This is a genomic window from Natronosalvus halobius (assembly GCF_024138145.1).
Classification (GTDB): domain Archaea; phylum Halobacteriota; class Halobacteria; order Halobacteriales; family Natrialbaceae; genus Natronosalvus; species Natronosalvus halobius.
The window spans coordinates 2,467,501-2,482,995 of sequence record NZ_CP099997.1 but is presented as its reverse complement, the minus strand read 5'-3'; the positions used below and the strand labels follow the sequence as shown (position 1 = coordinate 2,482,995).

The 15,495-nt window shown below is 61.4% G+C and carries 12 protein-coding genes; 7 read left to right on the top strand and 5 right to left on the bottom strand.

What is annotated here, in order from left to right:
• Window positions 1-429 precede the first annotated feature (429 nt).
• A complete protein-coding gene (locus tag NGM15_RS12150; protein ID WP_253431282.1) occupies window positions 430-1,167 on the bottom strand; it encodes a helix-turn-helix transcriptional regulator in 738 nt (245 codons plus the stop codon).
• Window positions 1,168-1,596: 429 nt separating this feature from the next.
• Between NGM15_RS12150 and NGM15_RS12145 the strand changes: the two genes are divergently transcribed.
• Genes NGM15_RS12145 through NGM15_RS12125 form a run of 5 tightly spaced genes read left to right on the top strand, consistent with a single transcriptional unit; the run spans window position 1,597 to window position 8,064 of the window.
• The gene (locus tag NGM15_RS12145) at window positions 1,597-3,003 is read left to right on the top strand and encodes a nucleotide sugar dehydrogenase (protein WP_253431279.1); all 1,407 of its coding nucleotides are present in this window, start codon (window positions 1,597-1,599) and stop codon (window positions 3,001-3,003) included.
• Window positions 3,003-4,046: a glycosyltransferase family 2 protein gene (locus tag NGM15_RS12140; RefSeq protein WP_253431275.1), complete on the top strand. Its 1,044-nt coding sequence runs from the start codon at window positions 3,003-3,005 to the stop codon at window positions 4,044-4,046. The genes NGM15_RS12145 and NGM15_RS12140 overlap by 1 nt, the downstream gene beginning before the upstream one ends.
• The gene (locus NGM15_RS12135) at window positions 4,047-5,114 is read left to right on the top strand and encodes a DUF354 domain-containing protein (protein ID WP_253431272.1); all 1,068 of its coding nucleotides are present in this window, start codon (window positions 4,047-4,049) and stop codon (window positions 5,112-5,114) included.
• A 6-nt stretch (window positions 5,115-5,120) separates the two neighbouring features.
• The gene (locus tag NGM15_RS12130) at window positions 5,121-6,092 is read left to right on the top strand and encodes a glycosyltransferase family 4 protein (protein ID WP_253431267.1); all 972 of its coding nucleotides are present in this window, start codon (window positions 5,121-5,123) and stop codon (window positions 6,090-6,092) included.
• Window positions 6,085-8,064 (top strand): hypothetical protein, encoded by a 1,980-nt coding sequence (locus NGM15_RS12125; protein WP_253431264.1) that lies wholly within the window; start codon window positions 6,085-6,087, stop codon window positions 8,062-8,064. The genes NGM15_RS12130 and NGM15_RS12125 overlap by 8 nt, the downstream gene beginning before the upstream one ends.
• A 581-nt stretch (window positions 8,065-8,645) precedes the next feature.
• Here the strand turns inward: NGM15_RS12125 and NGM15_RS12120 are convergent.
• Both NGM15_RS12120 and NGM15_RS12115 read right to left on the bottom strand, forming a co-directional pair.
• The gene (locus NGM15_RS12120; RefSeq protein ID WP_253431262.1) at window positions 8,646-9,224 is read right to left on the bottom strand and encodes a metal-dependent hydrolase; all 579 of its coding nucleotides are present in this window, start codon (window positions 9,222-9,224) and stop codon (window positions 8,646-8,648) included.
• A complete protein-coding gene (locus NGM15_RS12115) occupies window positions 9,225-10,208 on the bottom strand; it encodes a DUF1616 domain-containing protein (protein ID WP_253431259.1) in 984 nt (327 codons plus the stop codon).
• 392 nt (window positions 10,209-10,600) lie between these two features.
• On the opposite strand from NGM15_RS12115, the gene NGM15_RS12110 reads away from it, so the two are divergent.
• A complete protein-coding gene (locus NGM15_RS12110; protein ID WP_253431256.1) occupies window positions 10,601-11,191 on the top strand; it encodes a DUF7344 domain-containing protein in 591 nt (196 codons plus the stop codon).
• Window positions 11,192-11,340: 149 nt separating this feature from the next.
• Here NGM15_RS12110 and NGM15_RS12105 read toward each other — a convergent pair whose 3' ends face one another.
• Entirely contained in the window at window positions 11,341-11,670 is a 330-nt protein-coding gene (locus NGM15_RS12105) for a hypothetical protein (protein WP_253431253.1), read from the bottom strand.
• Between the two features lie 447 nt (window positions 11,671-12,117).
• Window positions 12,118-13,848 (bottom strand): asparagine synthetase B family protein, encoded by a 1,731-nt coding sequence (locus NGM15_RS12100; RefSeq protein ID WP_253431250.1) that lies wholly within the window; start codon window positions 13,846-13,848, stop codon window positions 12,118-12,120.
• Between the two features lie 279 nt (window positions 13,849-14,127).
• Between NGM15_RS12100 and NGM15_RS12095 the strand changes: the two genes are divergently transcribed.
• Window positions 14,128-15,492 (top strand): polysaccharide deacetylase family protein, encoded by a 1,365-nt coding sequence (locus NGM15_RS12095; protein ID WP_253431247.1) that lies wholly within the window; start codon window positions 14,128-14,130, stop codon window positions 15,490-15,492.
• Window positions 15,493-15,495: the final 3 nt, after the last annotated feature.

Sequence of the window (15,495 nt, the reverse complement as noted above, 5' to 3'; positions counted from 1 at the left end):
TCGGGGTCTCGAGTGCGTTCTCGAGCCCGTCGGCCTGCGCCGACGGGCGGGACACCTGGTGGATCCGCTTCGGGTTTCTCCTCGACCCCTTTCGTGAGGACGAGGAAATACGAGACGTTCTCATCGTTTGAGGGACGACCAGCAGATGGGTCCAGGTGGTGCCGAAGCTCTCTCCGGTGATACTGTGGGCCACGCCAGTAGCGGAACGCAGCCAGGACGACGCATCGAAAGAATGGAAGTCGATCCCGAATCGTCTCGGCGGTTCGTTCGACGTGTACCGAGAAAACGCTGGACCGGAGCACCCAGTCGTGATGTGTACTGGTGGTGCGATTGCGGTGGTGGTGCGATTGCGGTGGTGGTGCGATTGCGGTGGTGGTGCGATTTCAATTACAAAACGGCGATCGATACGCCGCACAGACGCGCTGTCTGTTATTCTTGTTGTGCCTCCGGAACCAGCGTGATGTGATTCTCACGACCGATCGAGATCTTCTCTATCACTCCCTCGTCGTGCATATCGGAGAGAATGCGACTTACCTTCGACTTCGACCATCCCGTTTCCGATGCGATCTGGTGTTGACGGAGCGTTCCGTCGTTCTGCATGAGCAGTTTGATCACTTCTCCCTCGTCGCTCAGGAGCAACGAAGGAGTGGAAGCCGAGACGGCGTGGTGGAACTCGTGCCCGGTGCTATGCTGGTCGTCCGTCGGTTCGTCGCCCGCCGGGTCCGAGAGTGAACCCCCCAGGGTGACGCTAATCTCTCGAGCAGACAGGACGTACGCGAGACGAATACCGACGAGACCACCGACGAGCAGCGAGAGCACGGTCACCAGAACCATATCCCAGTCCGACGCGGGCCGGTTCGTGAACCAGTTCACGAACGCGACCGCGGGTGCCCCGTTACCGATAGCCGCCATCCCCGCCGACAGCCCAATTCCGTGCGTGCGGTAGTCGCAGTCACGGGACGGCGATGGACGACTGACGACGTCGGGACGAGACGCACACACCGACTCGGAGCGTGCTGTGGAACCACGGTCGGTGGCGCTGTCGTCTGTCGACCGTACGTTCGCAGGCGCTGGCTGGGGAGTCGAATCGGTCGACTCTCCAGTGTCGGCCCGGGAACGCACGACCCCGGACGGGGCAACATCGATCTGAGAGGTGGGTGCCGTCATATCTTCGGTCCTTCGGAGCTGGTTGATGATCGATTTCGTTTCCGGCTTCGGTATCGGTGATCGTGATCTCGCGAATCGGATGATCACGCACGGCCGAGCCGACCGATCGAAACGACGATCGGGTACGACCGTACGTCCACTAATACGAGACACCCTTTTCATTATAAAGCGCTACAGGGCCGCTTAACGGCAGGCTAAGCCCTCGAGGCACTTCTGTGGCTCAATTTCGGCTCATACCCCGGTGACTGGCCGGTACCGGCCCTGAGGACGATCGTCTCCGCCGCTGCAACAGTTTTACCAGCGGTATAGTAAACGGAGGGAGGCTGGAAAGGGGGAATAGCGCGTCCCGCTCCCGGGATCGCCAAATGAACGACCTTCCGATCGGTCGGACCCGGTCGGCCGGCACACGAAGAAGACGGTGATGTACCCATGAATCCACCACTCAGCAATACGGAATCGCGAAGCGAGAATCGATCGAACGTGCCCGTCGTCACGGACTACTCCCAGCGCGGCCAGGAGGGAACGCTCGAGGAGCCGGCGATCGAACGCGCACGTGAGGCGACGATCTGCGTCGTCGGGCTGGGCTACGTTGGACTGCCACTCGCCGTCCGGTTTGCCGAGGCCAACTTCGACGTCGTCGGATTCGACGTCGACGAGTCGAAGGTCGAGACGCTCCAGAACGGCGTCGACACGACTGGCGACCTCACCGACGATGCCGTCGCGGAAAGCGGCGTATCCTACACGACCGAGGCCAGCCAGATCGCCGACGCCGACTACGTCATCATCGCGGTTCCGACGCCGGTCGACTGCGACAACCGCCCGGACTTCGACTTCGTCGAGGCAGCCGCGAGCACCGTCGGCTCGAAGATGACTGCGGGGGCGACGGTAATCCTCGAGTCGACCGTCTACCCGGGTGCGACCCGCGAGGTCATGATTCCTGCGCTCGAGGAGGCCTCCGGGATGACCGCCGGCGAGGACTTCTTCGTCGGCTACTCGCCCGAACGGGCGACCCCGGGCGACGAGGAACACGGCCTCGCCGACGTCGTGAAGGTCGTCAGCGGGCAGACAGAGCAGGTACTCGAGGACGTCGCCACCCTCTACGAGTCGGTCGTCGACGCCGGCGTCCACCGCGCGCCCACGATCGAGGTCGCCGAGGCGAGCAAGGTCGTCGAGAACACCCAGCGGGATCTCAACATCGCGTTCGTCAACGAGCTGTCGATGGCCTTCGAGCGACTCGACGTCGACACGCGAGAGGTTCTCGAAGCCGCCGGAACGAAGTGGAATTTCCACGACTACCGGCCGGGGCTCGTCGGCGGACACTGTATTCCGGTCGACCCGTACTTCCTGGCCTACCAGTCCGAGCAGGCGGGATTCACGCCGGAACTCATCCAGACGGGTCGCGCGGTCAACGAGCAAGTACCACAGCATGTCGCCGACCTGACGATCAAGGCGCTCAACGAGTGTCAGAAGACTCTCTGTGAGAGCCGCGTTCTGGTTCTGGGCCTCTCGTATAAGGCCGGCGTAGGCGACATTCGGAGTTCGAAGATTGCGAACGTCGTCGAGAAACTCAAGGAGTACGACATCGGCATCGAAGGATACGATCCGTTCGCAGACGCCGACGCCATTCACGACGAGTTCGGAATCGACGTCCAGACCGAACTCGACTTCACCGACTTCGACGCAGTCCTCCTCGGTACACCGCACGAGGAGTTCGTCGAGATGGACCTCGAGCACGCCGCCGCCGAACTCAACGAGAAACCGGCACTGGTTGACGTGACCGCAGCACTCGACGAGAACGCCGTCGTTGATGCTGGCTTCGTCTACCGGAGGGTATAATGTACCGTGGACACACCATCGGCGTCATCGTGCCAGCGTACAACGAGGAAACGCACGTCGGCGGCGTCCTCGAGACGATGCCCGATTTCGTCGACCGGATCTACGCCGTCGACGACCGCTCGACCGACGACACCTGGCAAATCATCCAGGAGTACGCAGCCCGCTCGAGACGGTCGACCGACGAGGGGAGCGTCGATCCGGCTACCGACGAGCAGGTTGCACCGCGCGCCTTGCTCTCCGACGGCGGGGCGATCGGGGGGACAGAGATTGTCGCGATCCGCCACGAGGAAAACCAGGGCGCCGGCGGGGCGCTCAGAACCGGATACGTTCGCGCGCGCGACGACGGAATGGACGTCGTCGTCACGATGGACGCGGACGGCCAGATGGATCCTGACCAGCTCCCGAAGCTGCTCGATCCGATCGTCGAGGGCGAGGCCGACTACGCGAAGGGCAACCGACTCGCCGACCGGGAAAGCCGACGGGAGATGCCGCCGTTTCGCCTGTTCGGCAACTGGGTCTTGACGCAGTTGACGAAGGTCGCCAGCGGATACTGGAGCCTCCAGGACCCACAAAACGGGTACACGGCGATCACCAACGAGGCACTGTCGGCGGTCGACATCGAGTCGCTGCCGGACGATCACGAGTACACCAACGACCTGCTCGTCAGGCTCAACATCGCGAGGATGCGCGTCGCCGACGTCTCGATGCCGGCGAAGTACGCCGACGAGGAGAGCACCATCGACTACAAGCGATTCATCCCGATCACGTCGGTGACGCTGCTGCGTGGCTTCCTCCAGCGAATGCGAGTACGCTTCGCCGACGATCGTAGCGACCCGACCGCGCTCGGGTACCTGATCGGCGTCGCGTCGCTGGTCGGAGCCGTCGCGTTCGCCGGCGGCGCTACCACGAATGCCCTCGAGGGCGAGACGTCACTTCGCGAACTGTTCACGACCGGGCTCGCGTTCGTCGCAAGCGCGGTCGTCTTTCTGGTTGCGATGGTGATCGACGCCGGTGAGAACGCGGAGAAGGGGGTGCGTCGTTAGATGCGCGTCATCGTGACGATCCAGCACCCCGGACACGTCCACTTCTTCAAGCACGCGATCGCCGAACTCGAGTCCAACGGTCACAGCGTTCACGTCTTCGCGCGCGAGAACGAGGTGGTGACGGACTTACTCGAGTGCTACGACATCGACCACGAGATCCTGGCCGGCGAGTCGAACTCGCTGCTCTCGCTGGCGGCGGTCCAGGCGACCTACGAGGCGAAACTGCTGGCGCGAGCGCGTCGCATCAAGCCCGACGTCATCACCGCGATCGGCGGCGTCGCTGCCGCCCACGTCGCGAAACTCGTCGGTGCGAAGAGCGTCGTCTTCTACGACACCGAACACGCGACGATCATCAAGGCGCTCGCGTACCCGTTCGCCGACGTCGTCTGTACGCCGGAGTGTTACGACGGCGACATCGGTTCGAAGAAGGTCGAGTACCCGGGCTATCACGAACTCGCGTACCTCCACCCCGACCGGTTCGAACCCGATCCCGGGATCCTCGAGGAAGCCGGGCTGGAACCCGACGACACGCTCGTCGTGATGCGCCTGAGCAGTTGGGACTCCTCGCACGATATGGGACAGGGCGGCTTCGACGATCCGGTCGAGGCCGTCGAGCGACTCGAGGACGCCGGCGCCGAGGTCGTGCTCACGTCGGAGGTTCCCCTCCCCGACGAACTCGAATCGAACCGGCTCACGACGTCGCCCGACCGAATGCACGACCTGCTCGCGTACGCCGACTGTTTCGTCGGCGAGGGCGCGACGATGGCCGCCGAGGCTGCGGTGCTGGGCACGCCGGCGGTGTACGTCAACTCCCTGTCGCTCGGGTACACGACCGAACTCGAGGAGGAGTACGGCCTCGTGTTCAACTTCAACGGATCGGACCGCCACGCCCGCTCGCTCGAGAAGGCCATCTCGGTGATCGAGGAAGACGACCCCGAGAAGTGGGGCCGTCGACGCGAACGACTGCTTGCTGACCGGATCGACGTGACAGACGTCATCGTCAGGGAGGTCGAAACCGTCTCCGGGACCAGGCCCGACCGACCGGCGCTCGCCGCTAACGCTGACTGACACGACATGCACGTATTACACCTCATCACCTCTACGCGTTCGTTCTTCGAGCAGCAGATTTCCGTCCTCGAGGAACGTGGCGTCGAGTGCACCGTCATCGGCGTTCCCGGCGAATACACTGCCGACTCGCCGCGGACGCCCGTCGACTACCTGCGGTTTTATCCGAAGGTGCTCTCGCACGTCTGGTCGGGAGAGTACGACCTGATCCACGGCCACTACGGTCTCGTCGCGCCGTTCGCGCTCGCCCAGCCGACGCGTCCGGTGGTGATGAGCCTGTGGGGAACCGACCTGATGAGCGACATGCGCTGGCTCGAGTCGATCAGCCGCTACGGCGCCCGCTTTGCGGACGCCACGATCGTTCCGAGCCCCGCGATGTCGCGCGAACTCGACACCGACCACGTCGAGATCCCGTTCGGCGTCGACACCGAGCAGTTCAGACCCGTCCCACGCGCGGACGCCCGTGAACGCGTGGGCTGGGATCCCGACGAACGCATCGCGCTCTTTCCGTACGATCCAAACAGGGATGAGAAGGACTATCCGCGGGCCGAACGCATCGTCGAGCGCGCCGACGCCGACATCGAATTGCGAACGATCGACGGCGTCCCCTACGAAGAGATGCCCTACTACATGAACGCCAGCGACGCCCTCCTCGTGACCTCGAAGCGCGAGGCCGGCCCGATGGTCATCAAGGAGGCCGCCGCCTGCAACGTGCCGGTCGTCTCGACCGACGTCGGCTTCGTCCGCGACACGATCGGCGAGGTCGACAACTGCATCGTGAGCGACGACGACGCCGACCTCGCCGCGGGCCTCGAGACGGTCCTGGACGGCGACCGGCGGTCGAACGGCCGCGAAGTCGTCGACGGACTGAGCCTGGACGCCATGGGCGACCGTCTGCTTGAGTGCTATCGCGACGTCCTCGGACGACGGTCCCGGCCCACGGGTCGGCCCCGCGACCTCGAGGTGACGGAGAATGCGTAACTCGTCGTTTCTGTCGGGGATCCGGCCGTTGCGCCTCGATACCGTCGCCGCGATTATCGGACTCGGACTGGCGCTGGTGATGTTGCCACTCCGGTTGCTCGCGTCCCAGATCTACATCGAAACCGTGCCGATCGTCCTCGGGTTAGCCTGCGGGCTGTACCTGCTGTCGCTGTACGCCCAGAACGACAATCCGGCGATGCCGACGCTGTCGAGACCGGCCCTGATGACGTTACCGACGCTCGTCTTGTTCGGCCTGTCTGCCCTCGTCGCGCTGTCGTTCGTACAGGGCGAGCGGACGATCGCGTTCTTCGTGTTGTCGGGTGTCGTCGGTACGCTGTTGATCGCTCAGATCGTTTTCTCCGAGGACGAGACGTTCAATACGGGACTCGTTTTGCTCCAGCTCGTCCTCTTTGCGTTCGTCTTCCGGTTTACGGCGCTGTACGCGACGCCGGGATACATCGGCATCGACATCTGGACGCACATGGACCTGGCCGGATCGATCCTCGAGGAGCGGTCGCTGAGCGCCATCTCCAACGACAAACACTACGGTTCACCGCTGTACCACCTGCTCGTGGCGTCGAGCGCGCTCGTCTTCGACGTTCCGCTGCGGGCAGCGCTGTACCTGACCGTTGGTGTAGTGATGCCGCTCTCAATTTTGCTCGTCTACGCGACGGCGAACCTGTTGATCTCGCCGCGCTGGTCGGCGCTCGCAGCCTGCCTGTTCGCCATGGCGAGTTACGTCTCCCTGTGGGGGATGCACCTGATCCCGACAAGCATGGGGCTCGTGTTCTTCCTCGGCGTCCTCTACGCACTGATTCGCGTCATGCGGATCGAGTACACGCTTCGGGACTTCACGTTACTCCTGGTGTTGAGTCTCGCGGTCATCCTCACCCACCAGGTGTCGACGTTCATCATGCTCGTGGTGCTCGTGACCGCGTTCCTCGCCCAACTCGTCTTCATGATCGGTCCGTTCGGCCTCAACCGCCTCGATACGAACACGTTCCGGACGAAGAAACCGGTCAATCTGATCGGCCTGGTCGTCTTCAACTTCGGACTGACGATCTTCGTCTGGTCACTCACGCCGTATCGCCAGGATTCGTTCCTGGGTACCGTTCTGAGTTTCTTCACGCAGACGGTCGAGGAGAGCGCCGGATTCCTCAACATCGCTAGCGGATCGGGAGGCGGAGGAACGGAAACCGAGGCCGCGGCGCCGTCGCTCCTCGATCAGGTCGTTCCGTACGTCGATTCACTCGGATTCTTGCTCCTGCTCGGATTGACGTTCGTGGGGTGTTTGTACGTCGTTCATCGGAAACGGGCGGAGCAGTCCGTCTTCACCCTGTTGCTCGCGTCGGCGTTCATGCTCGTCTTCGTGATGGGACTACCGATGTTCGGGATTCGGAACTTCATCCCGACGCGATGGTTCGCCTTCCTCTACGCGCCGATGGCGATCCTCGGAGCGATCGCGATCCGGGTATTTATCCGCGACCTCGATCCTCGGCTCGCAGTCGTTACCGTGCTCCTGGTGGTCCTGATCTACCCCGGAGCGATGGCCTTCGCCGCCGAGACCAACACCGAGAATCCGATATTCGACCAGCAACACGAGCAACTGGCCTACAGCGAATCGGAAATCGTCGCCGTCTCGTCGATCGGCGAGATGACCGGATCACCGACTGGCTCCGAGATCCGTCCCGATCAGCAACTGCACACCGACCACCCGTACTTCACGGTCTTCGGCCGAACGGGTGCCTACCCGTCGTCGGTGTACGTCACGATCCCCGAAGACGGCACCGTCCAGCACGATTACGTGGTGTACCGAACCGAACAGACCGAGAACGTGGTGTACTTCACCAACGAAGATGGGCGAGCGTACCACGACTCGATCGAGCGGTCGCAGCTGTGTCGTCCGACGCAGGCAACGGTGTACGACAACGGTGACGTCAACTTCTGTGTGCCGTCGCCGGTTTCGAACTGATTACGATCGTTCGAATAGTACGCGATCTCCGCGGGGCGCTTCTACGAGCCAAGCGGGAACGGATTTTCCAGCGCGAACGCGCCGTCACGTCTCTCGAGCCAGCAGTGACCTCCGCACCCGGTGTCGGGAGTCGGAAACACTCTCGTGACCTCGAGATAGAAGTCGGTAGAATCCGCGTCACGAACTCGTCAGTGAATCCCAGGTTTGTCATCGGGACGCCAGCAGCGTACTCGTCATTCGGGTTCAGCGTCCCCCAGCTGCGCACACTGACGGGATGCGCTTCCACTCGAGTCGGCCTCGAACGCCGATGCGTCGAGAGCGTACGATCGGCGTTCTCGTCCGCGTGGTACTCACTGTCCAGTCGATATTCGTTGGGTGGCACTCCTCCGTTCCAACACTAGTATCGGACCGGTAACGGATCGAACTAGCGTATGACCTCGTGGCCGACTCGAGAGCGTCCGCTACTGTTGCGCTGTGACGTCACGAGAGTGTGCGATCGTTCGCCTGGTTCGTCTGGGACACCATGATCGACGGTGACGACGATAGCGACGTTCGCAGGACTCACGTGACGAGTGCTCGAGCTACGACCGCCGAGACACCCATCGCCAGCAATCGGCGGCGATCGGTGCCCCGTCGTACACCCACAGGACGACTGTGAGGGCCAGCAGCCCGAGTAGCACCGCCAACTCCTGTGGTAATTCACCGCCGAGAAACATCTCGAGAGACCGGTTGCCGTAGATGACGACGTGATCGAGGAAGTTGCCTTGATCGACCGTCGGCGGCGATGCGACCGGCCACGTGACGGCTCTCGGGTTGAGGTGGCCACCCGTGAGCCACGGATAGACGATGTCCCCAGCGAGATGGGACAGAATTGCGATCGAGAACGCAGTCGCCTGTCGAACCGATCCGCGCTCCCAGCGGTGGAGGAGCACGTAAACAGCCAGACAGACGAATGGAACGACGAAAATCGAGTGGCCGACCGAGTAGCCGGTCTGCGTGATGTCGAACGTCCAGGACAGGGGCTTATCGACGAGATCTGGCAACTGTGAGCCGACGGCAACCGCGAGGGCTTCAGGCCCCGACGGACTGCGTCTCCAAACGACGTTCGCGTATAGCGAGTACAGCAGGTACGCGAACAGCAAGTGCTCCCAGGGCCACATTCACTCCACCACGATCGGTGCGTGCACCGCTCGGTAGGCGTTTTCGGTCGAGGGGTCGGACGGTGGTTCCCCTTTGTACAACAGTACTGTCAGCCGGACGTCGTCTCCTTGCATCGTCGGCGTCATCTCGAGCGTCTGGTTTCGCTGTTCGCCGTCCACGAGTGTAACGGATTCGCTCGTGAGCTGTTCTCGTTCTTCAACCGTTACGTCTGACTCACCGTAGCTCACCCGTTCGAGAAGTATCACGGTAGTGTACGTTTGCTCCGTTCCCTCGTGGTTCGTGATCGAAACGGGCACGTCCGCGGGTTCACCCGCCGCGTAATTGGTCTGGTACACCGTGTCGATATCGCCCGTGATGGGTTCGGTCTCGAACGCGAACTCCGTGAATGACTCTGAGGTCGGTGGGTTGGCGACCGCGAAGCCGGTCGTCGCGACGAGCACTAGGAGGGCGATGACGATCGCGATGTTGAACGGTCGAGTGGACACGCCAGTGGATCGACTCGGTGGACCGAACAGGAGACCGGACATACCGAACGTCAACGCGAATCGCTGATCGGGTGCGCATCGGTATCGTGCGACAATCGCCAGAAGTGTCAATAAACCAGTCAGTCCCGCAATGCCGAGGATGACCGTTTCCGGAGCAATACCCCTAGGGGCTACACTCGCAAAAAGGGCAATCACCGGGACGAGAAAAACACTCGCGACGAATGATAGGATAATTCGCTCTGTAGACGCCAGACCGCCAGAGACTAAAAGCGGGTTTCGAAGCCCAGTACGGTCGATATCGAACGGTTGGTAGTCGTCGCTCGGCGCGTCCGGGAACAGTACGGCGATCAGCGCGTATCCAGGCAAGAATAACACGAGTGGCAGGGCAAATGCCACTCGAGCGACGCCTGGAACGCCGAGCAGGAGGCCGAACGAGAGGAATCCGGTCGCCGCGACGACGGCGGCCAGATCGAGAAACCACCAGTTGTTGTCGCTCATTGGTTCTCGAGAGGTCCTCACGGCCATTTATTATCTGGACGGTAATTCTCGGGGGTCACAGGCGGAAAAAACGAAGGATATGGTCCGGAATGTAACGTTCCAGACACTGTTTCGATATCCTCGATTTGCTTCCGGTACGAGGTTCTCAAATGGCCAAAAAAATGGTCTTGAACGCTAGCTAATATCGTTCTATCCTAGATGAAATTAACAATTAGTTGGGGAACTGATATGTGCGGGATTCTGGAGATAGATGCTTTGAGTGCGCCGATACTACGGTATTAAAACAACGAAAAAAGTCTGGGACGGCCCGTGAACTCAACTAAAATAAATCGTTCATCACTGGACGGTTTCTATCCTTTATTACCTGTAACTGTTTCCAGAAGACTGGTGCGATGAAGTCCGAATATATCAGCCCTGAAGAAGAGGACGAGCAGACGACTGATGGGAGCGCCGATGCTCCGGAAGAGGACGTCCCATTTTCGAAGGACGAACTCTTTCACCTGTTGCAAAACGAACGTCGCCGGCTCGTGCTCGAGTATTTGCGCGATGCGGAGGGGAGCGTCCGCATGCGCGACGTAGCAGAGCAAGTCGCCGCGTGGGAACACGATACGACTGTCGACCAGCTCACGTCCGCACAACGCCAGCGCGTGTACATCCCGCTTTACCAGTCACACCTGTCGAAACTCGACGAGGCCGGCATCATCTCCTACCAGAAGAACCGCGGGATCGTCGAGCGAGAGCCGCTGGCCGATTACGTCGACCAGTACCTCCAGGTCGGAGAACCGACGGATGAAGCGTCTTCAGAGCCCAGCGCGAGCGGCGGGTGGGACGATTACTATCTCGGCGCGACTGCGCTGTGTTACCTGGTCTTCCTGGGCGCGATCTTCGAACTGCCGTTCGTCTCGCTGCTTTCCGGGATCGGCCTGAGCGCGTTGATACTGCTGTTGTTTACGGTACTGACTGCTGGGCGATTCGTTAACTGAATCTCCCGTTGATCGGACGACGGTCGTCTCACCGTGCTGACGACGGCCCTCCTTTCTGTGACAGCTACGTTACCTCGAGAACACCATCGTTATTCCGTTGAGACGGCCGTTGGGTGCTACTGCTACGAATACTACGAATATTACGAATATTAGAACGGGGTCGCCGTCACGACACCGGTAGAGACGAGAAACAGCGTCGTCGCGAGCAAGACAAGCGAGAGTAATCCGAGAACCGGCCGAGAAAACCAGAGCCCTTCGGTGTGACCTTCGGTTTCTCGTACGTGTTCGATTATCCCTTTTTCCGGATCGAACGCCAGCACTCCGCGGGCTTCGAGTGCGGGAAGCCGTTCGTCGTAGAGTAGTTCGTGGACGTCGGCCCACGTTTCGATCGGCGGATCGGCCGGCCAGATGAGGTGGTCAGCGAGCTCATCGACCGTAACGGGTGCATCTAGCTCGGTGATTTCCTCGAGGAGCGCCATATCGGATTCTGGCACGAACGAGGCGGCCGATACCGGAGAAGTCGACGACGAATCCGTCGACTCGTCGGTCGCGTAATAGATTGGTACCTCGGGTGCGGGTGAAGCGCTGTCGTCGGGGGCGGACCGGTTGCCCGAAGACGCGTCTCGCGACGAACGAACCCAAGACGGCGTCAGACGCATATTCCAACCAAACAAGTGATGGGTTATAAGTATTCTCCTCATTTTTCGATTTTGAACAGTACTACGAGTCCCTTAGGGAGCGTTGAGACGAGCAAAACCGAGTATTGATTCATCAATCGGTACGTTCACCAATTCGGACACCTTTGTGAACGAACGTGTGTAAAAGACGGTGACAGAACCACTGTTGAGCAATTTGAAACCGACTGCGAGGCCTCTTTTGAGCTATTACTCACCGAAACGGTCCGCTACTGTCACACGTACGGCCCGCTACTGGGGGAGTGGCCGCGTCGAACGATCATCGTTTCCGTCTCCGTCTTCCGCTACCGATCCTGGGTGAAGCCACGAACGGGCACTGTCGTCGTCGGTCGAAGCACCGATCCACCGGTTAAGATCGTTCAGTCGTAATTTGTGTCTCACCGGTAGCCCGTGTACGTGCTCGAGATCGGGGAGGAGTTTTCGGTCGAGCCCGTAGTGATCGAAGATCCACTCGCGGTCCGGCCACGGCGGTTCGAACGGCTCGAGCAGGGGCGTCTTCCGGCGGACGAACCGCTCGGCCTCGTTGAGCAGGGTCACGTCGTGCGGGCGATCGGGCGGGCGGTGGTGGAGGAGGTCGGAATCGAGGCGTTTGCAGGCCTCGAGGAAGGTATCTGTCGTTCGGTGGGCCGGCGGCGTCTCGAGGTGCCACCGGACGAGCTCGATGTCGGCCGCGAGGAACGACGCGAAGAAGTTGTCCGCGAGGTGATTGTGAAACGGGATCGACGGCTGGTTAGCGATTCCACAGCACGTCAGCGAGTTCTGGGTCGTCACGGCTCGATCACCGACGGCGTCGAACTCCGCCGCAATTGCGTCCCGGACGAATGAATCGGGGTCCTCGTTGAAGGCGATGTGCTCGGCGAGGGCTTCACTCGACTCCCGGTCGTACCCGAATTTTCCGAGGAGGGAGTCGACTGGATCGGGATCCGGATCGAGTCTGTTTCGTGGAACCTCCGTTCCGAAGAGTTCGATCGTGTCCTGTGCGGTGAAGTGACCGCGGAAGAACGTATCACAGAGCAGGCCGTGATACATCGTATCGACGTTTATCTCGTCAGTGTATCCGGAGTGGTGGATGTGGAGCGACTCTTTGATGCCCTGTCCGTACCGGGTCTTCGACTCCTCAGCCAGCAGGTACCGCTCGTCGGGTTTGAAGGCGACGTGATTGGCCCCGTACTGGGTCGCGACGCGCCGCGCGCCGGTGACCTCCTGGGCTGACGGCGTTCCGACCGTGTAACAGCGGTCGATGTCAGGTATCGTCGGCAGGAAAATGCGGGAGTCGTAGCCGGCCGATAGGAGCAACCCCTTCCGTCCCGGGAGGATGGATCGGCGTTCCAGTGCCCGGTTCAGCCGATCAGCCAGTTCTCCGACGTAATCGAACCGGTGGGGCCGGTAGACGAAGCGTTCGAGTGATTCTACCCTGGATCGGGTCAGCCGACTATCTATCGGCAGTCGCGAGAGTTCTTCGAAGGCAGTTTTCTCTCCGAGGGTGACACCCAGGTGGAGGTACTCGAGGACGGCGTTTCGATTCGCCGACGGTGCGTCGATCGTCCGGGCGACGCTGGCCGCGTCGGTCCCGAAGGTTCGGAGGTCCGGCTCGTCGGTGTAGAAACACTCTCGAGAGCGAACCGGGTCGGTCGCGACGAACGCATCGTCGTCGACCGGATCGACGATGGCAAGGTAGGACCCGTTCAACACGTCGAATGCTGCATCGCCTTCGGAATCGTACTGATCGAGCAGCCAGCGGGCCGCGTTGGTTTCGTCGCCGGGAACGTAGGCTTCCCCCCAGACGACGCAGATGCCTCGCTCGTCGGCGTATCGTGCGCTCCACCCGGGGGTGCCGAGACCGGGGTCCCTGATACCGACGGTGACTTCCGTTCCCACGAGTACGTCGTCGAACGCCTCGACCGACCGGTGTCGTTCGAACACCTCGATGCTTCCAAACACGCCGAATAGTTCCTTATTCATCGTCGAATGTCTCCCTCGAACGAACCGTCGACGGCGTCCCGACGATTGTGGTGGGGCCGTCGCGCGTTCGCTTGCGTACCTACCAGTATCTGGCGCCGCGTCGTTTACTATGGCGTCATTAAGCATCGGGCGAGCGACGGGCTCGGTCCGAGTCGCGCCCGATTTCGCGGACTCTGGGGTCGGAACCTGCTGTGGCGGTCTGATGCGGTGTCGGACGGGTGCTCGAGGGGTCTATCGCATCTATAATAATGGGGTCGTTGCCGGTACTGCCGGGTACCAATGACGCGAGACAACACGACGCGGCGACGCTTCCTGGCCACCTCGGGTGCGGCTGCGATGGCGGCCGGGCTCGCGGGTTGTACCAATCGTCTGAACTCCGTGAGAGGTAACGGGGGCGGGAACGGTAACGGTAACAGCACTGGCAACGGCAACGATACCGATTCCAACTCGGACGGCGACAACGACACCGACGAAAACGAGGACGGAAACGGCGTTCCGGCACTCGAGACCGAGTACAACAGCCGCGAGGAGTACCGTCAGCCAGGCGACTCCATCGACGACTTCGAGGACCTCGGTCCGTGGGAGGTCGTACAGGGGTCGGGCGAAGCCGACGAGGAGGTCGTCTTCGACGGGTCACAGAGCTTCCGGCTCACGGCGGGAGAGGACGAGAACATCGTCGTCGAACGCGAACTCTCGGACGTCGACCTGACCGACCTCGACCTGTCGTTCGCCGTGCGAACGACGACTCCCGACCGAATCACCATCAACATCCGTGTCGTCGACTCCTACGGAAGCGAGCGAGTCTACTCCCTCCGGGAGATCACCTATCGCGCGCCCGACGTCGGCTGGTTCCGCTCGAGCCCCGGCGTGTTCGAGGAGAGCTCGATCGAGCCGATGATGGACGACATCGCCACCCTCCAGATTCAGGTACTCCACTCGATGCCGGAGGCGGAGGTGTGGATCGACGACCTTCGCGCGGTTCCGACGGCCGATAATGGATACGTGATGCTATCCTGGGACGACGCGTCTCTGGACTTCTACGAGAAAGCGAGCCCGGTTCACGACGATTACGGATTTAGCGCGATTCAGGCCGTCATTCCCCGGTGGTCCGAGGAGGCCCGCGAGGGAATCATGTCGGTCTCACAACTCAAGGAGCGACAGGATGCGGGTGACCAGATCGTTACCCACGGGACCCACTCTCGGATGCACGAGTACGATGACGAGGACCAGCTGGAGGGTCGCCTTCGCGGGGACAAGAACTGGCTCATCCAGCACGAGTTTATGGGCGCTGACTACATCGTTTACCCGCACAACAGTTACGACGCCACCAGCCTCGAGTACATCTCGAAGTACCACTACTGTGGCGGTTTCAACCAGGCCGGGAACGTGAACCTCACGAACGTCCACGGCTTCGATCCGCTGGCGCTGCCCCGGACGATAGGTCACGACCTCGACATCGCCAAACGCTGTGTGGACCTCGCTGGCACGTACAACCAGTGTACAATCCTGAACTTCCACGAGTTCTCCGCAAACAACACCATGCCACAGGAGGACTACGAGGAGTTGCTCGCCTACATCGACGAGTCGGACGTGGAGGTTATCACGTTCGACGAACTCTGGGAGATGCGCACGTCCGGAAACTGATTC

Excerpts from the sequence above, each read along its gene's own strand:
- NGM15_RS12150 (WP_253431282.1), bottom strand. The coding sequence starts at position 1,167 with ATGACGGCACCCACCTCTCAGATCGATGTTGCCCCGTCCGGGGTCGTG.
- NGM15_RS12145 (WP_253431279.1), top strand. The coding sequence starts at position 1,597 with ATGAATCCACCACTCAGCAATACGGAATCGCGAAGCGAGAATCGATCG.
- NGM15_RS12140 (WP_253431275.1), top strand. The coding sequence starts at position 3,003 with ATGTACCGTGGACACACCATCGGCGTCATCGTGCCAGCGTACAACGAG.
- NGM15_RS12135 (WP_253431272.1), top strand. The coding sequence starts at position 4,047 with ATGCGCGTCATCGTGACGATCCAGCACCCCGGACACGTCCACTTCTTC.
- NGM15_RS12130 (WP_253431267.1), top strand. The coding sequence starts at position 5,121 with ATGCACGTATTACACCTCATCACCTCTACGCGTTCGTTCTTCGAGCAG.
- NGM15_RS12125 (WP_253431264.1), top strand. The coding sequence starts at position 6,085 with ATGCGTAACTCGTCGTTTCTGTCGGGGATCCGGCCGTTGCGCCTCGAT.
- NGM15_RS12120 (WP_253431262.1), bottom strand. The coding sequence starts at position 9,224 with ATGTGGCCCTGGGAGCACTTGCTGTTCGCGTACCTGCTGTACTCGCTA.
- NGM15_RS12115 (WP_253431259.1), bottom strand. The coding sequence starts at position 10,208 with ATGAGCGACAACAACTGGTGGTTTCTCGATCTGGCCGCCGTCGTCGCG.
- NGM15_RS12110 (WP_253431256.1), top strand. The coding sequence starts at position 10,601 with ATGAAGTCCGAATATATCAGCCCTGAAGAAGAGGACGAGCAGACGACT.
- NGM15_RS12105 (WP_253431253.1), bottom strand. The coding sequence starts at position 11,670 with ATGGCGCTCCTCGAGGAAATCACCGAGCTAGATGCACCCGTTACGGTC.
- NGM15_RS12100 (WP_253431250.1), bottom strand. The coding sequence starts at position 13,848 with ATGAATAAGGAACTATTCGGCGTGTTTGGAAGCATCGAGGTGTTCGAA.
- NGM15_RS12095 (WP_253431247.1), top strand. The coding sequence starts at position 14,128 with ATGACGCGAGACAACACGACGCGGCGACGCTTCCTGGCCACCTCGGGT.